The organism is Allonocardiopsis opalescens (assembly GCF_003002095.1).
Classification (GTDB): Bacteria; Actinomycetota; Actinomycetes; order Streptosporangiales; family Streptosporangiaceae; genus Allonocardiopsis; species Allonocardiopsis opalescens.
The window spans coordinates 183,776-204,746 of sequence record NZ_PVZC01000010.1 but is presented as its reverse complement, the minus strand read 5'-3'; the positions used below and the strand labels follow the sequence as shown (position 1 = coordinate 204,746).

Annotated in this window: 20 protein-coding genes; 14 read left to right on the top strand and 6 right to left on the bottom strand. The window is 74.8% G+C overall.

Annotated elements, in window-relative coordinates; translation table 11 throughout:
• The first annotated feature begins 115 nt into the window (after positions 1 to 115).
• From CLV72_RS28625 to CLV72_RS28615, 3 genes are all read left to right on the top strand, one after another.
• A complete protein-coding gene (locus CLV72_RS28625) occupies positions 116 to 814 on the top strand; it encodes a hypothetical protein (protein ID WP_106252683.1) in 699 nt (232 codons plus the stop codon).
• A 58-nt stretch (positions 815 to 872) separates the two neighbouring features.
• A complete protein-coding gene (locus tag CLV72_RS28620; protein WP_106252680.1) occupies positions 873 to 1,595 on the top strand; it encodes a hypothetical protein in 723 nt (240 codons plus the stop codon).
• Between the two features lie 65 nt (positions 1,596 to 1,660).
• Positions 1,661 to 2,344, top strand: coding sequence for a hypothetical protein (locus CLV72_RS28615; RefSeq protein ID WP_106252678.1), 684 nt, complete (start codon positions 1,661 to 1,663; stop codon positions 2,342 to 2,344).
• A gap of 33 nt (positions 2,345 to 2,377) precedes the next feature.
• On the opposite strand, the gene CLV72_RS28610 is transcribed toward CLV72_RS28615, so the two are convergent.
• Together CLV72_RS28610 and CLV72_RS28605 are read right to left on the bottom strand one after the other, a co-directional pair.
• Positions 2,378 to 2,875 carry a nucleoside/nucleotide kinase family protein gene (locus CLV72_RS28610; protein ID WP_106252675.1) on the bottom strand — a complete coding sequence of 166 codons (498 nt, stop codon included), beginning with the start codon at positions 2,873 to 2,875 and terminating at the stop codon, positions 2,378 to 2,380.
• Between the two features lie 5 nt (positions 2,876 to 2,880).
• Positions 2,881 to 4,539 (bottom strand): serine/threonine-protein kinase, encoded by a 1,659-nt coding sequence (locus CLV72_RS28605; protein ID WP_106252672.1) that lies wholly within the window; start codon positions 4,537 to 4,539, stop codon positions 2,881 to 2,883.
• A gap of 205 nt (positions 4,540 to 4,744) precedes the next feature.
• Between CLV72_RS28605 and dut the strand changes: the two genes are divergently transcribed.
• The 4 genes from dut to CLV72_RS28585 all read left to right on the top strand — a co-directional run bounded on the left by dut (position 4,745) and on the right by CLV72_RS28585 (position 7,155).
• Positions 4,745 to 5,269, top strand: coding sequence for a dUTP diphosphatase (dut, locus tag CLV72_RS28600; protein ID WP_106252670.1), 525 nt, complete (start codon positions 4,745 to 4,747; stop codon positions 5,267 to 5,269).
• 3 nt (positions 5,270 to 5,272) lie between these two features.
• Positions 5,273 to 5,980, top strand: a complete 708-nt coding sequence (locus tag CLV72_RS28595) for a DUF3710 domain-containing protein (protein WP_106252667.1) — start codon at positions 5,273 to 5,275, stop codon at positions 5,978 to 5,980.
• A 207-nt stretch (positions 5,981 to 6,187) separates the two neighbouring features.
• Positions 6,188 to 6,820, top strand: coding sequence for a hypothetical protein (locus CLV72_RS28590; RefSeq protein ID WP_106252664.1), 633 nt, complete (start codon positions 6,188 to 6,190; stop codon positions 6,818 to 6,820).
• Positions 6,817 to 7,155, top strand: a complete 339-nt coding sequence (locus CLV72_RS28585) for a winged helix-turn-helix domain-containing protein (protein WP_106252662.1) — start codon at positions 6,817 to 6,819, stop codon at positions 7,153 to 7,155. The genes CLV72_RS28590 and CLV72_RS28585 overlap by 4 nt, the downstream gene beginning before the upstream one ends.
• A 28-nt stretch (positions 7,156 to 7,183) precedes the next feature.
• Here CLV72_RS28585 and CLV72_RS28580 read toward each other — a convergent pair whose 3' ends face one another.
• Positions 7,184 to 8,290, bottom strand: coding sequence for a serpin family protein (locus tag CLV72_RS28580; RefSeq protein WP_106252659.1), 1,107 nt, complete (start codon positions 8,288 to 8,290; stop codon positions 7,184 to 7,186).
• Positions 8,291 to 8,460: 170 nt separating this feature from the next.
• Between CLV72_RS28580 and CLV72_RS28575 the strand changes: the two genes are divergently transcribed.
• Complete coding sequence (locus CLV72_RS28575) at positions 8,461 to 9,246, top strand: DUF3159 domain-containing protein (protein WP_106252657.1); 786 nt, start codon at positions 8,461 to 8,463, stop codon at positions 9,244 to 9,246.
• Positions 9,247 to 9,274: 28 nt separating this feature from the next.
• Here CLV72_RS28575 and CLV72_RS28570 read toward each other — a convergent pair whose 3' ends face one another.
• Both CLV72_RS28570 and CLV72_RS28565 read right to left on the bottom strand, forming a co-directional pair.
• The gene (locus CLV72_RS28570) at positions 9,275 to 9,937 is read right to left on the bottom strand and encodes a potassium channel family protein (RefSeq protein ID WP_106252654.1); all 663 of its coding nucleotides are present in this window, start codon (positions 9,935 to 9,937) and stop codon (positions 9,275 to 9,277) included.
• Entirely contained in the window at positions 9,937 to 10,605 is a 669-nt protein-coding gene (locus CLV72_RS28565) for a potassium channel family protein (RefSeq protein ID WP_106253035.1), read from the bottom strand. The genes CLV72_RS28570 and CLV72_RS28565 overlap by 1 nt, the downstream gene beginning before the upstream one ends.
• Positions 10,606 to 10,840: 235 nt before the next feature.
• On the opposite strand from CLV72_RS28565, the gene CLV72_RS28560 reads away from it, so the two are divergent.
• The 4 genes from CLV72_RS28560 (at position 10,841) to CLV72_RS28550 (ending at position 14,674) form a co-directional block, all read left to right on the top strand.
• Positions 10,841 to 12,055: a class I SAM-dependent RNA methyltransferase gene (locus CLV72_RS28560; protein WP_245930518.1), complete on the top strand. Its 1,215-nt coding sequence runs from the start codon at positions 10,841 to 10,843 to the stop codon at positions 12,053 to 12,055.
• 35 nt (positions 12,056 to 12,090) lie between these two features.
• Positions 12,091 to 12,219, top strand: a complete 129-nt coding sequence (locus tag CLV72_RS33750) for a hypothetical protein (protein WP_281262445.1) — start codon at positions 12,091 to 12,093, stop codon at positions 12,217 to 12,219.
• A gap of 146 nt (positions 12,220 to 12,365) precedes the next feature.
• A complete protein-coding gene (locus CLV72_RS28555) occupies positions 12,366 to 13,724 on the top strand; it encodes a hypothetical protein (protein ID WP_146159604.1) in 1,359 nt (452 codons plus the stop codon).
• A 23-nt stretch (positions 13,725 to 13,747) separates the two neighbouring features.
• Complete coding sequence (locus CLV72_RS28550) at positions 13,748 to 14,674, top strand: LLM class F420-dependent oxidoreductase (RefSeq protein WP_106252648.1); 927 nt, start codon at positions 13,748 to 13,750, stop codon at positions 14,672 to 14,674.
• Between the two features lie 78 nt (positions 14,675 to 14,752).
• On the opposite strand, the gene CLV72_RS28545 is transcribed toward CLV72_RS28550, so the two are convergent.
• The gene (locus tag CLV72_RS28545) at positions 14,753 to 15,313 is read right to left on the bottom strand and encodes a hypothetical protein (RefSeq protein WP_146159603.1); all 561 of its coding nucleotides are present in this window, start codon (positions 15,311 to 15,313) and stop codon (positions 14,753 to 14,755) included.
• Between the two features lie 280 nt (positions 15,314 to 15,593).
• Here CLV72_RS28545 and CLV72_RS28540 point away from each other — a divergent pair, with 280 nt between their 5' ends.
• Together CLV72_RS28540 and CLV72_RS28535 are read left to right on the top strand one after the other, a co-directional pair.
• Entirely contained in the window at positions 15,594 to 17,900 is a 2,307-nt protein-coding gene (locus CLV72_RS28540) for a fused MFS transporter/spermidine synthase family protein (RefSeq protein WP_106252643.1), read from the top strand.
• 221 nt (positions 17,901 to 18,121) lie between these two features.
• Entirely contained in the window at positions 18,122 to 20,917 is a 2,796-nt protein-coding gene (locus tag CLV72_RS28535; protein ID WP_106252641.1) for an aconitate hydratase, read from the top strand.
• The last annotated feature ends 54 nt before the right edge of the window (positions 20,918 to 20,971 follow it).

Below are 20,971 nucleotides of genomic sequence, written 5' to 3'. Positions count from 1 at the left end.
CCCGCCCGGACCGTGCCGGGAGCGAGATCCGGCCGTGATGCTTCCGGCGGAACGCGCCACGCGCGGACCGCGTCGGAACAGACGGCAGCACAAGCGGGACAAATAGGAGCAGCGCGTGGCATACCCACCCCCCGGACCCTACGGCGGCACCGGCCCGCAGTACGGACCCAGCGGCCCCTACGGCATGGCCCCGCCACCGCCGCCGCCCCCCAAGAAGAGCTCGGCCGGCCTGATCATCACCCTGGTGCTCGGCGTGGTGCTGCTGCTCGTCGGCGTCTCCGTGGCCGGCTTCCTGTGGTGGAGCTACACCGCCAACCAGGCCGCCGCCGAGGCGCTGGACGACCTGGAGGAGAGCGTCACCTACGGCGTGCCCGACCCCACCGCCGAGGCGCCGACCGAGCCTTCCACCGACACCACCACCTCCGAGCCGGCCGGCGGCACCGAGACCGACTCCGGCTCTGACGGCGGCGGCTCGGGGCAGGGCTTCCCCTCGTCCTACGACGGCGTCTGGTTCGACGACGCGCCCTTCACGGTGCAGGGCCAGCCCGGCACCGACATGGAGGCGCACACCGAACCCGGCGGCACCGGGGGCGACATCACCATGGAGTTGTCCGGCCAGTCCTGCGAGTGGACACTGGTGTGGGCCGAGGCGCAGGGCGAGGTCCACCGCGCCGACGCGACTCCCGTCTCCGGCAACCCCAGCGGCTGCCCGGATGTCGGAAGTGTGACCTTCGAGGACTACGGTGGCCGCGGGATCGACATCTACGTCGGGCCGAGCGCGGGCAACGAGACCGACTACATCGAATCCTGGTAGCCGCCCCCGCGGCGCCCGCACCCCGGCGGGCCGGCCGCGGTGAACGAAGGAGCATGACATGTCGTACCCACCACAGCCCCCCTACGGCGGCGACCCGTACGGCGGGCAGGGAGGCGACCCCTACGGCGGGCAGGGGAGCAACCCCTATCCGCCCAACGACCCCTACGCCGCAGGGCAGCAGCCGAGCGGTGGGTACGGCGGCTTCGGCGGACCGCAGGGCGGCTTCGGCGGCGACCCGTACGGCGGCGGCGGGGGCTACGGAGCCCCGCCGCCCCCGCCGCCCTACGGCCCGCCGCCGCAGCGCGGCGGGGCGAGCGGCCTGGTCATCGGCCTGGTGATCGGCGCCATCGTGCTCGCCGTCGTCGGCGTGATCGGCGTCATCGTCTTCGTGGTGAACTCCGGCGACGACAACGGCGGCTCCGGCTTCCAGGGCGGCGGCAGCGCCAGCGCCTTCCCCGAGTCCTACGACGGCGTCTGGTACGACGACGCGCCGTTCACCGTCGGCGGCATGTCCGGCACCGACATGACCGCGCACACCGACCCGGGCGGCACCACCGGAGACCTCTCGATCACCCTCTCCAACGGCACCGTGTGCGAGTGGAACCTCCAGCTCGCCGAGGTGAACGGCGACATCTACCGGGCCGACACCACCCCCACCTCGGCCGGCGCGGGCTGCCCGCAGATCGGCAGCATCACCTTCCAGGACTACTCCGGCCGCGGCATCCACATCTACGTGGGGCCGAGCGCCGGCCAGGAGACCGACTACATCGATTCGTGGTAGCCGTCGCTCCGCGTGCGCCCGCCCCGCGCGACGCGGGGCGGGCGCGCTGAGCAGAGAGGAGCGGCATGTCCTACCCACCGCAGCCTCCCCAGGGCGGGCAGCCGGGTGATCCCTACGGGCGGCAGGGCGCGGGCCACCCGCCGAGCGGCCCCTACCCGGGCGTCCAGCAGCAGGGCGGCTTCGGCGGACCGCCCCCGCCCGGAGCCTTCGGCGGTCCCCCGCAGGGCGGCTTCGGCGGGCCGCCGCCCCAGGGCCCGCCGCGGAAGAAGAGCCGCGCGGGCCTGGTCATCGGCCTGGTGATCGGCGCCGTCGTGCTCGTGGCCGCCGTCATCGGCGGCGTCGCCGTGTGGTTCATGACCAGCAACGCCGACGCCAACGGCGGTGCGGGCTTCCAGGGCGGGCGGCCGGCCTCGGCCTTCCCCCGGTCCTACGACAGCATGTGGTTCGACGACGCGCCCTTCACCGTCGCCGGTATGGAGGGCAGCGGCATGGGCGCGCGCACCGAACCCGGCGGCTCCTCCGGCTCCCTGTCGATGGACTTCGACGGGGGGTCCGTCGTATGCTCCTGGACCCTCCAGGTCGCCGAGGCCGACGGAAACCTCTACCGGGCCGACGCCACCCCCGACGGCGAGAACGAGGGCTGCCCGCAGATCGGCAGCATCACCTTCCAGGACTACTCCGGCAGCGGCATCCACATCTATGTCGGACCGGCGCCCGGCCAGGAGACCGACTACATCGACTCCTACTAGCGCGCGGCTGTCGGCCCGAGGGCCGGCCGCCGCTCAGGCGGTGCGCACGACGGCGTCGGCACGCTCGCGGACGCCGTCGCGCGCCAGGTAGTCGGCCTCCTGGCGGGCCCAGCCGTCCCAGTGCGGCGCGAAGACCGCGCCGTCGCGCCCCAGGGCGCGAGCCCGCCGCACCTCCTCGGGCGCCTCCAGCCACAGCAGCGCCGACAGGTGGCGGGCGCCCGCCCGGGCGCCCGAGCCGACGCCCTCCACGATGAGCACGTCCACCGGCGGCAGTTCGAGCACCCCGGTGTGGCGCCCCGCCGCCCAGTCCCAGCGGCGCGGCCGGGCCGTCCTGCCGGCCGCAAGGGGCGCCAGCACCTCCTCGGCCAGCGCCGCCGAGCCCGCGGCCAGCCCCGACCAGCCCGGGTAGAGGTCGTCCATGTGCAGCACGCCCACCCGCTCGCCGTCCGCGGCCAGCGCGGCGGCGACGGTGGCGGCCAGGGTCGTCTTGCCCGCGCCGGCCCGGCCGTCGACGGCGAGCACCCACACCACCGGGCCTACCCGGCCGGCTGGAAGGAGTCGGTCATCCGGTCCAGCAGCTCGCGCCGCTCCGGCCAGGCGTCCTCCGGTCCGGTGATGAACAGCGCGTAGCCGCGCTCCTCGGTGTGGAAGGCGCGGTTGACGGCGCGGTAGCGGCCGCCGCTCCCGTCGAAGGTGAACTCCCAGTCGGCGGCGCTGATGTAGCGCTCCAGCGAGGGCCGCTCTACCTCCTCGATCGACACCCGCTCGTAGCCGCCGAAGTTGCCCGAGATGGCCGGCTCCTGCGCCTCCCAGTCCTCGCGGGCGTTGTCGGCCGGGGTGGTGGTCTGGTCGACCTGGAGGTAGCCCCCCTCGGGGTCGCGGAAGAAGACGCTGCTGCCGCTGCGGTCGACCGACCAGCCCTCGGGCACGTCCAGCGAGAAGCCGGTGGGGTCCTCGTGGCGGACCATGCCCGGCGCCGGGCCGTCGGAGGGCCCGGGCTCCGCGGGGCTCTCGGCGGCGGTCGGCGACTCCTGCCCGCTGGGCTCGGCGGGCGCGGTGCCGGTGCCGTCCGAGGCCGACGGCGGGCCGGCCGAGGTCTCGGCCCCCGCGCCCTCCAGTCCGCCCGTCTCCGGCCGGCCGGCCAGCCACAGCGCCCCTGCGAGCAGCACGGCCGCCAGCACGGCGGCGACCGCGCCGACCACCAGCACCGGCCGCCGCGAGGCCGGGCCGGCCGCCGGCCCGGGGCCGGGCGGCGGCACCGCCGGGGCGGCGGGGGTGGTCGGGCCGGTCAGCGCGGGCGCGGGCGCGGACTCCAGCGGCCGGGTGGGCTCCGGCGGGGGAGCGGGGCGCGGGGTGTCGTGCGCGGGCGGCTCGGCGGCCGGGCCGACCAGGCGCATGGCCTGCGCGACCGTCAGCCGCTCCTCGGGCGCCTTGCGCAGCAGGCCGTCCAGCAGCGGCCGCAGCGGCCCCGCCGACGGGCTGGGCGGGACGTCCTGGGTGGCGATGGCGGTGAGGGTGGCGACCGGGTTGGGACGCTGGAAGGGGGAGTGGCCCTCCAGGGAGGCGAACAGGGTGGCGCCCAGCGACCACAGGTCGGAGGCGGAGCTGGCTCCGCGCCCGGCCGCCTGCTCGGGCGCGAGGTAGGCGGGGGAGCCGATCAGCACGCCGGTGCGGGTGAGGGTGGGGTCGCCGTCGAGCAGCGCGATGCCGAAGTCGGTCAGCACCAGGCGGTCGTCGCCGGTGACCAGGACGTTGCCCGGCTTGATGTCGCGGTGGATCACGCCCTGGGCGTGCGCCACCGACAGCGCCGCCAGCAGCTGGCGGGCGTGCGCGGCCACCCGGGCGGGCGGCAGCGGCCCCTCGGAGCGGATCACCTCCGCCAGCGAGCGGGCCCGCACCAGCTCCATGATGATCCACGGCCGGTTGTCGGCCTCCACCACGTCGTAGACGGTGACGATCGACGGATGGCTGAGCCGGGCGGCGCTGCGCGCCTCGCGCAGCATCCGCGCCCGCAGCTCGGTGCGCTCGGCGTCGCCGAGATCGGGCGGCAGGGTCAGCTCCTTGACGGCGACCTCGCGGTCCAGCAGCTCGTCCATGCCCCGCCAGACCCTCCCCATCCCGCCGCTGCCGAGCAGGGACTCCAGGCGGTACCGGCCGGCCAGCGCTTCGGCGGGCGGGGTCGGCTCCGTGGTCATCGGCGGGCTCCGAGGGGCTCGGGGCGGTGCCGGCCGGTGTCGGGCACGGAGCACCGCCGGTGCGGACGTGCGGGCGTCGACCGCGACGGAAGAAGGATCAAACGAGACGTACCGGATTGTAACGGGAGCGGTGTGCCGAGCGGTGGGCATCGCGCGCACCGCGCGTCGCTCCCGGCGGCGGCGGGCTCCGGTAGGCTGACGGTTCGTGACGCCCGTGAACCCCGTCGACGTCCTGATCCAGCGGCTCGACCCCGAGCTGCCGCTCCCGGCGTACGCCCACCCGGGAGACGCCGGCGCGGACCTCGTCACCGCAGCCGACGTCGAGCTGGCGCCCGGCGAGCGCGCCACGGTCCCCACCGGGGTGGCCATCGCGCTGCCCGAGGGCTACGCCGCCTTCGTCCACCCGCGCTCCGGGCTGGCCGCCCGCTCCGGCGTCACGATCGTGAACGCGCCCGGCACCGTCGACGCCGGGTACCGCGGCGAGATCCGGGTGACCCTGCTCAACACCGACGCGTCCGCCCCGGTGCGGTTCCGGCGCGGCGACCGCATCGCCCAGCTCGTCGTGCAGCCGGTCTCCCGCGCGGTCTTCCACGAGGTCGCCGTCCTCCCGGGTTCGGCCAGGGGCGCCGGGGGCTTCGGCTCCACCGGCGGCCACGCGGCCTCCACCGAGCCGGCGGCCCCGGCCGCCAACCAGCGGGCCGGCGCGGCCGGCCGACCAGAAGGAGCGTGAGGCGTGTTCGGACGCCGACGTAAGGAAGCACCGGCGGAGGCCGACGCGCTCAGGGCCGAGCCGCCCCGCCCCGTCTCCCCGGACCGCCCCGAAGGCCCGTGGGACGAGTCGGAGGGCTTCCCCGAGCGCGAGCGGGTCGACCTCGGCGCGCTGCGGATCCCCACCGGTGCCGACATCAAGCTGCAGTTCAAGATGCAGACCGGCCAGAGCCGCGTCCTGGAGGTGGTGATGCTGCACGGCCGCACCACCCTGCAGGCCAACGCCTTCGCCGCCCCCAAGTCCAGCGGGCTGTGGGACGAGGTGCGCCAGGAGATGGCGGCCGAGCTCAAGCAGTTGGGCGCCGAGGCCGAGGAGGCCGAGGGGCCCTTCGGCACCGAGCTGCGCGCCCAGGTGCCGGTGCAGGGTCCCGAGGGGCGCACCGGCAAGCAGCCCGCCCGCTTCTTCGGGGTCGACGGCCCGCGCTGGTTCCTGCGCGGGGTGATCCGCGGCGAGGGCGCCCAGGACGCCGAGGCGGGCGCGCGGCTGGAGGAGGTGTTCCGCGGCATCGTGGTGGTGCGCGGCGACGACCCCAGGCCGCCGCGCGAGCCGCTGGAGCTGCGGATGCCCCCGCAGCTGCGCGAAGCCGCCCAGCAGGCGGCGCAGCAGGCGCAGGCGGCCCAGAAGCAGGCCGGCAACGGCCGCCCGCCGGCGCAGCCGCCCAGGCGGGCCTGAGCACAGGCGATCTTCGCGCCGGCGGGAGCCGCCGGCGTCCGGGCGCGCGGGAGTCCTCCCGCGCGCCTTCCGTCTTTCGTCCGCCGTGCACGGCACGCGGGAATTCGGTGGCACGACGTGGCCAACAGGTTTGCATTGCAGACCGGTAGCCAATGACGTATGGTCTGTGTTGACCGATCAGTTGGCCATACCGACAGGAGGGCTCCGATGCCCGCGAACACCCCCGTGAGCGAACTCGACCGTACCCGGATACTGACCACCCACTTCCGTGACTTCCAAGGGCTCGTCCTGGTCCCCTGGGGCGCCCTCTTCGCCATCCACGCCCTCTTCCGCGGCGGCGACCTCGCGCCGCTGATCGTCGGCGCGCCGATCGCCGTGGCGCTCAGCCTGCTGGCGCGCCGCTACTACCGCGGCCGCTTCGGGCAGGTGCGGCAGCCCTCCCGCCCCGGCGTGCAGCTGCTGTGGACGCTCGGAACGCTGGTCGGCGCGGTGGCCGCGTGGTCCGCGCTCGGCATCGCCCACCACCTCCTCGGCGGCGTCCTCAGCCCGTTCGGCTTCGAGGGCCTGGTCATCGCCGCCCTGTTCCTGGTCGTGTCGTGGCCGCGCTGGCGGATGGCGCCGTACTATCCCGCCATGGCCGCGGTCATCGCCCTGGCCGCGCTGCTCCCGCTGGGCTGGTGGCTGGGCGGACCCCATCCCTTCGCGATCTCCCTTACCGAGGGCGCGAACTACCTCAGCGCCACCGCGGGCGCCGGCCTGGTCGTCGGCGGCCTGCTCGACCACCTGGTGCTGGCCCGCAGCCTGCGCCCGGCACACGACGACAGAACGGACCCCCGGTGAGCACCCCGTTCGACGAACTCGCCGCACTCGACCGGCTCATCCACGAGCCCGCGCGGCTGGCCGTCACCACCGCCCTGTCGGCCTGCGAGAGCGCCGACTTCCTGTACCTGCAGCGCATCACCGGCCTGTCCAAGGGCAACCTCTCCAGCCACCTCGGCAAGCTGGAGACGGCCGGACTGGTGGAGATCACCAAGCGGTTCAAGGGCAAGACCCCGCAGACCTGGGTGCGCCTCACCGAGGCCGGCCGCACCGCCGTGGACGAGCACTGGCAGCGGCTGGACGGCCTGCGCCGCCGGGTCGACGACTGGCGCCCGGACACCGGAGAGGAGCAGTGATGGGATCCGCCGCACCGCCCCGCGGGGCTCAGCCGTCGCCGGGATCGGCCACCTGGGCCAGGAACAGCACCGCGCCCCGGTTGCGCACCACCACCGCGAAGGGGCGGTCGAAGCGCACCACCACCGGCTCCGGCGGCACGACCACGGCGGTCAGCACCATGGTCGCCGCGGTGGCCGCCGCCCCCTCGGCCCCGGTCTCGTCCACCCGCAGCACCGCCTCGTGGATCACGTCGTCCACCTTCAGCGCGGCGCTGGGGGTGATCCCCGACAGCTCGGCGCGGTCGCTGAAGACCTCGCGCACCCCCAGGCCCGCCAGCGGCTCCAGCAGCGAACCCCGCCAGCCCACCGCGAAGCGCGGCAGGAACAGCTCCACCTCCGTGCCCGAGGCCGCCCGGTGCAGCCCGGCCAGCACCCGCGGATCGAACACCGCCGCCGCGTCCTCCTCCGGCGGCAGCAGCAGGTCCACCGCCAATCCGCCCAGCCCCGGCAGGGTGACCAGCTCCCAGCCGGCGTGCCGGGCGTGGCGCAGCCGCTCCCGCCGCCACATGGTCGCCACCTCGCGGCTGCCGCCCGCGGTCCGGAACGGGGCCGGGCGCGTGTCGGCGGGGTCGAAGGGCGACCGCCAGGCCACCCGGGTGTACAGCGCGTTCACCAGCACCGCCTGGGTGTCGGCGCTCACCTCGCCGGGCCGCACCAGCTGGGGGATGAGCCCGGAGGTCACCGCGTCCACCAGGGCGTTGACGGCGCGGCGCGCCCCCTCGGGATCGCGCTGGAAGTCGGCGGGCCGCACCGAGGCGCCCGGCCACTCCCGCAGCGCGGCCGCGAAGCCCTCGGCCACCGCGAAGTCCGGGCGCAGCCACAGCGTGTTCGCCGCGTCCAGCCGCGAGGCCCCGCCGTCCCCGTCCGCCGGCTCCGCCGCCGGGCCCAGCAGCCCCGCCAGCTCCGCCAGGTCCAGACCGGGAGCGACCAGCTCGGCGATCTCGCGGCGGGTGGCCCCGGCCGCGCCGATCCCGACCAGACCCAGCGCGCAGGCCACCGAGTACGGGGACCACACCAGCCCGGCCCTCCCCGGGGCCAGTGCGGTGTGCAGCCGGCCGGCGAACGCCGCCTGGGCCGGGTGAACATCGTGCGCCATAGCCGTCACTCCTCAGGTCGCGTCCCCCCAGTGTGCCCGCCCGCCGCCGCGCCCCCGCCCGGCGCCGGCCACGCCGTGCCGCCGCGCGGCCTTGCCGAAAGCCCGGGCCGAGATAGGCTCGTCATCCGGGGGCGACCCCACCACCACAGTCCGTGCAGTGCGGGAGCGCAATGACCAAGCAGCAGCGGCCCACCGGCCCGCCCACCGGCACCGCGGCCGACGGGCCCGAACCCGCGGCCCAGCAGGCCCCGGACGGCGCGGCGCCCCCCGAACCCGGGACCGGGGCCGAGACCCGCGCCCGGCCCGTGGTCGGCGAGGACACGGTCGAGGCGGTGATCCGCGGCCAGCTCTCCAAGGCGCTCGGCGGCAAGCGCGGCATGCTCGAAGGCGCCGTTCCCACCATCATGTTCACCGCCAGCTACCTGCTCACCCAGCAGGTTCCGCTCGCCGTGGGCCTGGGCGTGGGCGCCGCGGTGGTGCTGGCCGTCGTCCGCCTGGTCCAGCGCTCCTCGCTGCAGTTCGTCTTCAACAGCCTGCTCGGCATCGCCATCGCGGCCGTCTTCGCGCTGCGCAGCGGCGAGGCCGAGGACGCCTTCCTGCCCGGCATCATCTACAACGCCGTCTACGCCGGCGTGATGATCCTGACGATCATGGCGCGCTGGCCGGTGGTCGGGCTGCTCATCGGCTCCGTCACCGGCGACCTCACCAGCTGGCGCGACGACCCCGCCATCCTGCGGCTGTGCTCGCGCCTCACCTGGCTGCTGGTGGCGCCGTGCGTCATCCGGGTCGTGGTGCAGTACCCGCTGTGGCTGGGCGGCATGGTCGGCTGGCTCGGCACCGCCAAGATCGCGATGGGCTGGCCGCTGCAGGTCGCCGCCTTCGCCGCCATGGTCTGGCTGCTCGCCCGCAACCGCACCCCCATGCGGGCCGCAGCGCCGAGCGCACCGGCGCCCTAACGGGCGCCGGCCGGCCGCGCCCGCAGACTCAGCCCTCGCCGGTCAGCAGCTCGCTCAGCTCCTCCTCGACCGCCTCGGTGGTGACGAACAGCAGTTCGTCGCCCGCGGCGAGGCTGGTCTTGTCCGAAGGCACCACCACCGAGCCGCGCCGCACGATCGCCACCAGCGCGGTGTCGGCCGGCAGCGGCACCGCGGCCGAGGGCACTCCCACCCAGGGGGCACCGTCGTCCAGCATGATGCTGACCAGGTTCGCGTTGCTGGAGGGGAAGGCCAGCAGCGGCACCAGCTCGCTGGGGGTGACCGCCTCCTCGATCAGCGCCGACATCAGCCGCGGTGTGGACACCGCGATGTCCACCCCCCACGCCTCGGTGAACAGCCACTCGTTCTTGGGCAGGTTGATCCTGGCCACCACCCGCGGCACACCGAACTCCGTCTTGGCCAGCAGCGACACCACCAGGTTCACTTTGTCGTCGCCGCTGGCCGCCACCACCACGTGGAAGCGCTCCAGCCCGGCGTCCTCCAGCGAGGCGATCTCGCAGGCGTCGGCCAGCAGCCACTCCGCCCCCGGCAGCTCGTCGAGCTTGATCTCGCGGGGGCTCTTGTCGATCAGCAGCACCTCGTGCCCGTTGGACAGCAGCTCCTCGGCGATCGACCGCCCGACGGCCCCGGCGCCCGCGATGGCCACCCGCATCACCGACCACCCTCCGCGCCGTCGTCGGCCAGTGCCTGCTCGATGCGCACCACGGTCTCCTCAGGGGCCAGCACGTGCACGATGTCGCCGGCCCGCAGCCGGTCGCCGGGCGGCGGCACCACGGCCTCGCCCAGCCGGTTGACGAAGGCGATGCGGTGCCCCGCGGCGGCCTCCAGCGCCTCCACCGGCCGGTCCGTCCAGCGGGCGGCCACCCTCACCTGCGCCAGCACCAGCGCGCCCGACGGATCCCGCCACAGCGGCTCCATGCCGTCGGGCAGCAGCCGGCGCAGCATCTGGTCGGCCGTCCAGCGCACCGTGGCGACGGTGGGGATGCCCAGCCGCTGGTACACCTCGGCGCGGCGCGGATCGTAGATGCGCGCCACGACGTGCGGCACCCCGAAGGTCTCCCTGGCCACCCGCGCGGAGATGATGTTGGAGTTGTCGCCGCTGCTCACCGCCGCGAACGCCTCGGCCTGCTCGATCCCGGCGTCCATGAGCACGTCGCGGTCGAAGCCCGTGCCGGTGACCCTGCGGCCCTTGAACGACGAGCGCAGCCGCCGGAAGGCGTCGGGATCGCGGTCGATGACCGCCACCGAGTGGCCGAGTTCCTCCAGGGTCAGGGCCAGGGTCGACCCCACCCGGCCGCAGCCCATGATCACCACATGCACGGGTCGTTCACCACTCCTTCGTGCCGGGTCCATCGTGCCGGGGCGCGCTCGCGCCCCGCCGCGCGTTCGACGGTACCCGGCGGCGGTCGGCCGCGGATCACCGTACGTGAACCACCCCAGTATCCCGCCTCGCAGGGTGGCGCGGGGACCCCACCGGGTTCACTACGGTGGGTATGTGAACGCAACGACGCAGAACCTGCTCGAACTGGACGTCGGCGCCGTGGCCAACGGCGGCATGTGCGTCGCCCGGCACGACGGCCGGGTGGTCTTCGTCCGCCACGCCCTGCCGGGGGAGCGGGTGCGCGCCCGGATCACCGACCGCGGCAGCCGGTTCCTGCGCGCCGACGCCGTCGAGATCCTCAGCTCCTCACCCGACCGCGTCACCCCGCCGTGCCCCTTCGCCGGACCCGGCCGCTGCGGCGGCTGCGACTGGCAGCACGCCTCCCTCGACGCCCAGCGCCGCCTCAAGGCCGAGGTCGTCGCCGAGCAGCTGCGCCGGGTGGCCGGCATCGAGCGCGAGGTCACCGTTGAGGAGCTGCCCGGCGCCGCCGACGGCCTCGGCTGGCGCACCCGCGTGCAGTTCGCGGTGGACCCCGAGGGGCGCGCCGGCCTCCGGCGCCACCGCTCCCACGACATCGAGCCGATCGACCGCTGCCTCATCGCCCACCAGGGCATCGACGATCTCGACGTCCCCGGCCGCTCCTGGCCAGGGGTCGCCGCCGTCGAGGCCGTCACCGGCGCCGCCACCGGCGACCGCGCCGTGATCGTCACCCCCACCGGGGCCAAACTGCCCGCCCTGCCCCAGCTGGGCGCCTCCACCGCACTGCTGCGCTCCTTCGCCGGCCGCGGCCGCCGCGGCGGCGCCGTGGAGCCGGTGCGCGGCCGCCGCGGCGTGCGCGAACGCGCGGCCGGCCGCGACTGGCGGGTCACCGGCAGCGGCTTCTGGCAGGTCCACCCCGGCGCGGCCGACACCCTCACCGACGCCGTCCTCAAGGCCCTCGACCCCCAGCCCGGCGAGACCCACATCGACCTCTACTGCGGCGCCGGCCTGTTCGCCGGGGCGCTCGCGGAGCGGGTCGGCGCAGACGGCCGGGTGCTGGGCGTGGAGTCCGCCGCCGGCGCTGTCAAGGACGCCGAGCACAACCTGCGCGATCTCCCGCAGGTGCGGGTGGAGCGCGGCGACGCCGCCGCGGTGCTCGGCGGCTACGCCGACCTCCGCGTCCACGGCCTGGTCCTGGACCCCCCGCGCGCCGGGGCGGGCCGCCAGACCGTCGACCGGATCGCGCAGCTCCGGCCGAACCGTGTCGCATATGTGTCCTGCGACCCCGCGACGCTGGCACGCGATCTCGGCTATTTTGCCGACCACGGCTACCGGCTGACGGACCTGCGCGCCTTCGACGCGTTCCCGATGACCCAGCACGTCGAGTGCCTGGCCGTCCTGGCCAGGTAGCCGAGCGCCGGGCCCGCGGCCCGCGAGGAGGAGCGATGGTGTCAATCGGCGGTTCCCTGCTCGTGCTGGCAGCGCTGGCGGTCGGGGCGGTCGCCGTGGTGGGCGCCGTCGTGCTGGCGGTGTTCCTGGCGACGCGGTCCAGGCGGCCGCCGGACCGCAACTGAGCCGGCGGCCGGTCCGCCCGTTGGTGCCCGCGCGCTCCGTGCATTACGTTCGGTGGTGTCCGCGGCGCGGACGGAAGCGGCAGCCGGCCGGCCGTACCGGGCACGAAGCGTAGGAACCGGCAGAACCGGAAGAACAGGGTGGGCGGATGAGAGGCGTGGTCCTCATCGTGGTGGCGCTCGTGGTGATCGCCGTCATCGTCGGAGTCGTCGTCTTCCTCATGCGGGCGAACGGCAGGAAGTCGCGCGGCACGGGCACCCCCTCGCCCTTCCCCGGGCAGCAGGGATACGGCCCGTCGGGCCTGCCGGGGCAGCAGCCCACCGGCCAGCAGGGCGGGTACGGCGGCTACGGCTACGACCCCGCGCAGCAGCAGCCCTACGGGCCGCCGACGGGCGCGCACCCGCACCAGGGCGGCCACGGCCAGACCTCCCAGCACGCCCCCACCGGCGGCGGGCCCGCGCCCTACGGCCGGCCGGGCGGCTACCCCGCCGGCGGCGAGTACCCCCCGGGCCCCTACGGCCAGACCGGGCAGTCGGCCGCGCCCTACGGCGCGCCGGACCCGCAGCAGGCCGCCCAGCCGCCCTACCCGCAGCAGACCCCGTCCGGGCCGCAGGACCCCTACGCGCCCTACGGCGGCGCTCCGCAGCCCGGGTACGGGCAGCAGGGGCAGCAGCCGGGCGGCCAGCCGCCGCAGACTCCCTACGGCGAGCCCGGCCGCCCCGCCCACCAGCCCCAGCACGGCGGCGCCCCCGGCTACGGCGAGCAGCCGCCCCAGGGCTACGAGCAGCAGACCCACCAGGCGCAGGCCGGCGGGTACGGCGGCTACCCGCCCGCCGCCCAGCCCCCCGGCTACGGTCCGCAGGCCGGCCCCCGCCAGCAGCCCGTGTGGGGCGCCGCCCCCGCGCCCGGGCAGGGCGGCCCGCAGGGCGGCGAGGCCCCGCCGCCCCACCCCGGCGAGCCCCAGGCGGGCCCGCAGGGCACCCAGGTGATGGGCTCCGACCCCTACAGCGGCGTCCGGCCCGACGACGACGCCACCGCCACCCAGTCCGTGGGCGGCGGCCTCACCCCGCCGCCGGGCCCCAGCGTCGGCTCCACCCAGGTCTACCAGCCCGGCGGCGGCCTGGGCGGCGGCGAGCCGGCGCCCGCGTCCCCCGCCGGCTCCACCCAGGTCTACCAGCCGGGCACCGACACCCCGGCCGCGGTCGGCGGCTCCACCGAGGTGCTGCCGCCCGGCGGCGGCCAGGGCGGCGGCGAGCCCGGCGCGGGCGCCACCCAGGTGCTCGGCGGCTCCGGCGGCGGCTCCGACGCCACCTCCACCGAGGTGTACCGCCCCACCCCGCCCGGCGGCTCGGGCGCGCCCGACGACGCCGGCGCCACCCAGATCGTGCCCCCGGCCGATGAGGACGCCACGTCCACCCACGTCTACCGCCCGGCCCCCGAGCCCGAGCAGCCCGAGGGCCCGCAGGCGACACGGCGCCTGGACCCCGGCTACGGCGGGGACCGGTGATCATCCGCTGACACAATGGGCCTATGAAACTCCGGATCTTCACCGAGCCGCAGCAGGGCGCCGACTACGACACCCTGCTGCGGATCGCCCGCGCCGCCGAGGAACTCGGCTTCGACGCCTTCTTCCGCTCCGACCACTACCTGAAGATGGGGGACGTCAGCGGCCTGCCCGGGCCCACCGACGCCTGGATCACCCTCGCCGGGCTGGCGAGGGAGACCACCCGGATCAGGCTCGGCACCCTGATGACGGCCGCCACCTTCCGCGCGCCCGGCCCGCTGGCCGTCAGCGTCGCGCAGGTCGACGACATGAGCGGCGGGCGGATCGAGTTCGGGCTGGGCACCGGATGGTTCGAGGACGAGCACACCGCCTACGGCATCCCCTTCCCCTCGGTCAAGGAGCGCTTCGACCGCTTCGAGGAGCAGCTGGAGGTCATCACCGGCCTGTGGGCCACCCCGCCGGGTGAGACCTTCGGCTACCAGGGGACCCACTACCGGCTCAGCGGCTCGCCCGCACTGCCCAAGCCGGCCCAGCGGCCGCGCCCGCCGGTGCTGATCGGCGGCAACGGCAAGAAGCGCACCCCCCGGCTGGCCGCCCGGCACGCCGACGAGTTCAACGCCGCCTTCGTGGACGTCGCCGCGTCCTCGGCCGCTTTCGACCGCGTCCGCGAGGCGTCGGCCGCCCTCGGCCGGCCCCGCCCGCCGGTCTTCTCCGTCGCCCAGATCGTGATCGCGGGCCGCGACGAAGGCGAGATCGCCAAGCGCGCCGCCGCCGTCGGCCGGGAGGTCGCCGAACTGCGCGCCAACGGCCTGGCCGGCACCCCGGCCGAGATCATCGACAAGATCGGCCGCTTCGCCGAGGTCGGCACCGAGCGCGTCTACCTCCAGTGCCTGGACCTGTCCGACCTGGACCACCTCGAACTCATCGCGTCCGAGATCCTGCCGCACGTCTGAGGCGGCTCCGGCACACCGACGCCCCCGGGCGCCCCTCGTCGGGGACCGCCCGGGGGCGTCGGCGCATGCCGCCGCGCCTCAGCGCCGGGGCGGCTGCTGCGGGGGGAACCCGCCGTAGTCGGGCTGCCGCGGCGGCCCGCCCGGCTGCGGCGGGTACGGCTGCTGCCCGTACGGGGCCTGCGCCTGCTGCGGGTACCCCTGCTGGGGGTGGCCGTGGGGCTGCGGCCGGTACCCGGGCTGCGGCTGCTGCCGCCCGTACGGCTGCTGCCCGTAGGGCGCCTGCTGCGGCTGCTGCTGCGGCCGGTACCCGGGGGCCGGCGGCCGCGGCCCGCCCCCGTGCTGCGCCTGCACCCTGCGCACGGCGCGCCGGTTCAGCATCAGCCACACCCCGCCGCCGACCGACACCAGCGGCCCGAGGACGAGCATCACGGTCGCCGTGGTGCGGTTGTTGGCGGCCTGCTCCTCGTAGCTGCGCTCGGTGCGCCGGCTCCCGTCGGTCTCGACGCAGGTGTCGCCCGGCTGCATGGCGTCGCCGCCGCACATGACCTCGGTCTGCGTCAGTGTCACCACCCCGCCGATCAGCAGGAACACTCCGACGACCATCGCGGCGACGGGCCGCAACCACATATTGAGGGACACGATTTCCTCGACTGGGACACAGGGGTGAGTGGGGCACGGGCCGATGGCCCGGAGCGATCATTGTGTCGGACGCGGAAGCCGGCGCGCGCACTGAACTGCCGCTTTTCCGCCGGTCTGGCCGAATCAGGACGCGGATGTCATGAAAAGCGGCACACGCGTCCCGCCTCGGCCGGCCGGATCCGCCCCGCGCCGCCCGCCGGTTTTGGGTCCACGGGCCTACGCGCGCACACCGTCGCGGCCAGTAACGTAGGCCCGTCATCAAGCCAGGGAGACCCGATCCATGACAACCGTCGAGGAGGCCGAGGCGCCGTCGGTCTCCGGCCCGCTCCGCCCGCGGGTGTGGCTGCTGAACACCCTGTTCACCTCCGCGATCCTGCTGAGCGCGCTGCTGCTGTTCGCCGTGCAGCCGATGGTCGCCAAGATGCTGCTGCCGCCCTACGGCGGCGCGTCCTCGGTGTGGACCACGTCCGTGCTGTTCTTCCAGGTCGTCCTCCTGGCCGGCTACGCCTACTCCCACTACGTGCCGCGCCTGCTGGGCCGGTGGCACCCGCTGCTGCACATCGCGCTGCTGCTGGCGCCGCTGGCGGTGCTCCCGGTCACCCTGCCGGCCTGGGCGGCCCCCGGTGAGTCCGTGCCGGTCGCGGCCTGGCTGCTGCTGGTGCTCGCCGTCATGGTCGGCCTGCCCTTCGCGGTGGTCAGCACGACCGGGCCGCTCGCGCAGGCCTGGTACGCCACCCTGGGCCTGCCGCGCTCCCGCGACCCCTACTTCCTCTACGCGGCCAGCAACGTCGGCAGCCTGGTCGCGCTGGTCGCCTACCCCTTCGCCGTGGAGCCGGTGCTGGAGGTCGGCGAGCAGGCCGTGTGGTGGGCGGTCGGCTACGGCGCCTTCGTCGTGCTGCTGGGCGCCTGCGGGATCGTGACCTGGCGGCGGGCCCGGTCCACCGCGGGCGCGGCCCCCGCGGCCGAGGCCGCCGCGGCGGCCCCGGCGCGGGCCACCACCCGGCCGAAGAAGGCGCTGAAGCGGGAGGCGGCGGCCGCGGCGGCCGCCGTCGAGCGCCTGGGCTGGCGGCGCCGGCTGCGGTGGCTGGCGCTGGCGGCGCTGCCGTCCTCGCTGATGCTGGGCGTCACCACCCACATGTCCACCGACGTCGCCGCGGTGCCGCTGCTGTGGGTGCTGCCGCTCGCCCTGTACCTGGGCACCTTCATCATCGCCTTCGGCACCCGCCGCCACGGCTGGGTCGCCGGCGCCGTCGACGCCGCGGCCGTGTGCTGCCTGCCGGTCCTGCTCATCGCGGCCATGCCCGACCTGGTCGGCATCCCGACGGCGATGGTGCTGAGCATGGGCGTGCTCACCGTCGTCTCGCTGGCCGCCCACGGCCTACTCGCCGCCGACCGGCCCTCGCCGGCCCACCTGACCGAGTACTTCCTCCTGGTCTCGCTGGGCGGCGCCCTCGGCAGCCTGTTCAACGGCGTCGTGGCGCCCGTGGTCTTCGACCGCGTGCTGGAGTACCCGATCGCCCTGGTCGCCGCCGTCCTGCTGCTCGCCATGACGCGCACCCCCTCGGGGCTGGTCGCGAAGGTGAGCGGGCGGGCGTGGGTCCGCTTCGGCCTGATCGGCGCCGCGCTGGCAACCGCCTACCTGGCGATGGTCCTCGAGCAGCTCGCGCTGCTGCTGGCCACCTTCGCCCTCGGCGCCGCCTGGGCCGTGCTGTCCTTCGCCTCGCGCCGTGGCCTGGGCGCGGCGGTGCTGGCAGCCCTCGGCGGCGGGCTGGTGCTGGCGATGACCATCGCCTCGGCCGGCGACGGCGTGCTGCTGCGGGGCCGCACCTTCTTCGGCAGCTACGTGGTCCGGCAGGGCGAGGACTACCGCTCCCTCTCCCACGGCACCACCGTGCACGGCACCCAGCTGCTCGACCCGATCGGGCGGCGCACGCCGGTCAGCTACTACTCCCGGAGCGGGCCGCTGGGCGACGTCTTCGCCGGCTACGGCGCGCCCGAGCGCAGCCCGCGCATCGCCGTGGTGGGCCTGGGCACCGGGGCGGTGGCCGCCTACGGGCAGGCCGGCCAGCAGTTCGACTTCTACGAGATCGACCCCGAGATGGTCGACGTCGCCACCGACCCAGACCTCTTCAGCTACCTCGACGACTGCCTGTGCGAGACCCGCACGATCGTGGGCGACGGGCGGCTCGCCCTGTCCGAGGCCGAGGCCGGATACGGCGTCATCGTGCTGGACGCCTTCACCTCGGACGCGATCCCGGCCCACCTGCTGACCCGGGAGGCGCTGACCGCCTTCGCCGACCGGCTCGCGCCGGGCGGCGTGATAGCGCTGCACATCAGCAACCGGGCGCTCGACCTGGAGCCGATGGTGGGCGCCACCGCGCGCAGCGCCGGACTGACGGCACTGACCCGTACCGCGGCGGGTTCGGAGCCGCAGTCCTCGGTGTCCCAGTGGGTCGTCATCGGCCGCTCCGAGGCCGATCTGGCGCCGCTGGGGGAGCGCTCCGAGGACTGGCGGCCGCTGCCCGAGGGCGGCCCGGTGTGGACCGACACCTACTCCTCGCTGTTCGGCGTGATTCGCTGGGACTGACGGGCAGCGGGCGTGCGTGGTGCCGCCCGCCGGGTCCGCGCCGCACCCTGTTAACTTGATGTCGAGATACAAGCCCGATAGCTTGATATCGAGATAGTTCGCCGCCGCCGGTCCGACGGACACCGAGGTCCGCCGCGCACGCACCCGTCCGCATCGCGGGTGCGGCAGGACGCCGGGCGGCGGCGATCCAACGGCTTTGAAGGAGCAGGAGGTCATCGACCGTGTCCGCGAACAGCTTCGGCAGCCGAGACACGCTGCGCGTCGGCGACGCGTCCTATGAGATCCACCGGCTGGATGCCGTCGAGGGCGCGGCAGACCTGCCCTACAGCCTGAAGGTGCTGCTGGAGAACCTGCTGCGCACCGAGGACGGCGCCAATGTCACCGCCGACGACATCCGCGCGCTGGCCGGCTGGGAGGCCGACGCCGCGCCCAGCAAGGAGATCCAGTTCACCCCCGCGCGGGTGATCATGCAGGACTTCACCGGCGTCCCGTGCGTGGTCGACCTGGCCACCATGCGCGAGGCCGTGCGGGATCTGGGCGGCGACCCCACCCGGATCAACCCGCTCGCCCCCGCCGAACTCGTCATCGACCACTCCGTGATCGTCGACGTCTTCGGCCGCCCCGACGCCTTCGAGCGCAACGTCGCCATCGAGTACGAGCGCAACCGCGAGCGCTACCAGTTCCTGCGCTGGGGCCAGACCGCCTTCGACGAGTTCAAGGTCGTCCCGCCCGGCACTGGCATCGTGCACCAGGCCAACATCGAGCACCTGGCCCGGGTCACCATGGTGCGCGAGGGCGGCGCAAGCGGCCTGCCCGCCGCCTACCCCGACACCTGCGTCGGCACCGACTCCCACACCACCATGCAGAACGGCCTGGGCATCCTCGGCTGGGGCGTCGGCGGCATCGAGGCCGAGGCCGCCATGCTCGGCCAGCCGATCTCCATGCTCATCCCGCGCGTCGTCGGCTTCAAGCTCACCGGCGAGCTGCCCCAGGGCTGCACCGCCACCGACCTGGTGCTCACCATCACCGAGATGCTGCGCAAGCACGGCGTCGTCGGCAAGTTCGTCGAGTTCTACGGCGACGGCGTGGCCGCGGTGCCGCTGGCCAACCGGGCCACCATCGGCAATATGAGCCCCGAGTTCGGCTCCACCGCCGCGATCTTCCCGATCGACGACGAGACCATCCGCTACCTCTCCCTCACCGGCCGCAGCGCCGAGCAGACCGCGCTGGTCGAGGCCTACGCCAAGGCCCAGGGCCTGTGGCACGACCCCGCCCGCGAGGCCCGCTACTCCGAGTACCTCGAACTCGACCTCGCCACCGTGGTGCCGTCCATCGCCGGCCCCAAGCGGCCGCAGGACCGCATCGCCCTGTCGGAGGCCAAGCCGACCTGGCGGGCCAATGTGCGCGACTACGTCCACGACGACGGCATCGAGAACGGCGTCGACGAGGCGTCCGCGGAGTCCTTCCCGGCCTCCGACTCGCCCACCTACATCGACGGCGGCGCCGGCTCCGCCGGCGGCCACACCACCGACAAGCTGGTCCGCCGCCCGCACCGGCCCACCCGGGTCACCATGGACGACGGCACCGTCACCGAGATCGACCACGGCGCCGTCGTCATCGCCGCCATCACCTCCTGCACCAACACCTCCAACCCGTCGGTCATGCTCGGCGCCGCGCTGCTGGCCAAGAAGGCCGTCGAGAAGGGCCTCACCCGCAAGCCCTGGGTGAAGACCTCCCTCGCGCCCGGCTCCAAGGTCGTCACCGACTACTTCGAGCGCTCCGGCCTCACCCCGTACCTCGACAAGCTCGGCTTCAACCTCGTCGGCTACGGCTGCACCACCTGCATCGGCAACTCCGGGCCGCTGCCCGAGGAGATCTCGGCCGCCGTCAACGACGCCGACCTCGCCGTCACCGCCGTCCTGTCCGGCAACCGCAACTTCGAGGGCCGCATCAACCCCGACGTGAAGATGAACTACCTGGCCTCGCCGCCGCTGGTGGTCGCCTACGCGCTGGCCGGCTCGATGGACGTCGACCTCACCACCGAACCCCTCGGCACCGGCGCCGACGGCGAACCCGTCTACCTGTCCGACATCTGGCCCAGCCCGGCCGAGGTGCAGGAGGTCATCGACAGCGCCATCGCGTCGGAGATGTACACCGACGCCTACTCCGACGTGTTCGCCGGCGACGAGCGCTGGCGCGAGCTGCCCACACCCGAAGGCGACACCTTCGCCTGGGACACCGACTCCACCTACGTGCGCAAGCCCCCGTACTTCGAGGGCATGGCGCCCGAGCCGGAGCCGGTCGCCGACATCGCCGGCGCCCGCGTGCTGGCCAAGCTCGGCGACTCCGTCACCACCGACCACATCTCACCGGCCGGCTCCATCAAGCCCGACAGCCCGGCCGGCGAGTACCTGCGCTCCCACGGCGTGCAGCGCCGCGACTTCAACTCCTACGGCTCGCGCCGCGGCAACCACGAGGTCATGATCCGCGGCACCTTCGCCAACATCCGGCTCCGCAACCAGCTCGCCCCCGGAACCGAGGGCGGCTTCACCCGCGACTTCACCCAGGACGGCGCCCCCGTCACCACCATCTACGACGCCGCCCAGAACTACGCCGCCGCCAAGACCCCGCTGGTGGTCCTCGGCGGCAAGGAGTACGGCTCCGGCTCCTCGCGCGACTGGGCCGCCAAGGGCACCGCCCTCCTGGGCGTCCGCGCCGTCATCACCGAGTCCTACGAGCGCATCCACCGCTCCAACCTGATCGGCATGGGCGTGCTCCCGCTCCAGTTCCCCGAGGGCACCTCCGCCGAATCCCTCGGCCTCACCGGTGAGGAGACCTTCTCCATCACCGGCATCACCGAACTCAACGAAGGCCGCACCCCCCGCACCGTCAAGGTCACCACCGACACGGGCGTGGAGTTCGACGCCGTCGTCCGCATCGACACCCCCGGCGAAGCCGACTACTTCCGCAACGGCGGCATCCTGCAGTACGTGCTGCGGTCACTACTGCGGAAGTAACCCGCACACCCGCAAGGGCCCTCAGGGCCGCCCCGGCATCCGGCCGGGGCGGCC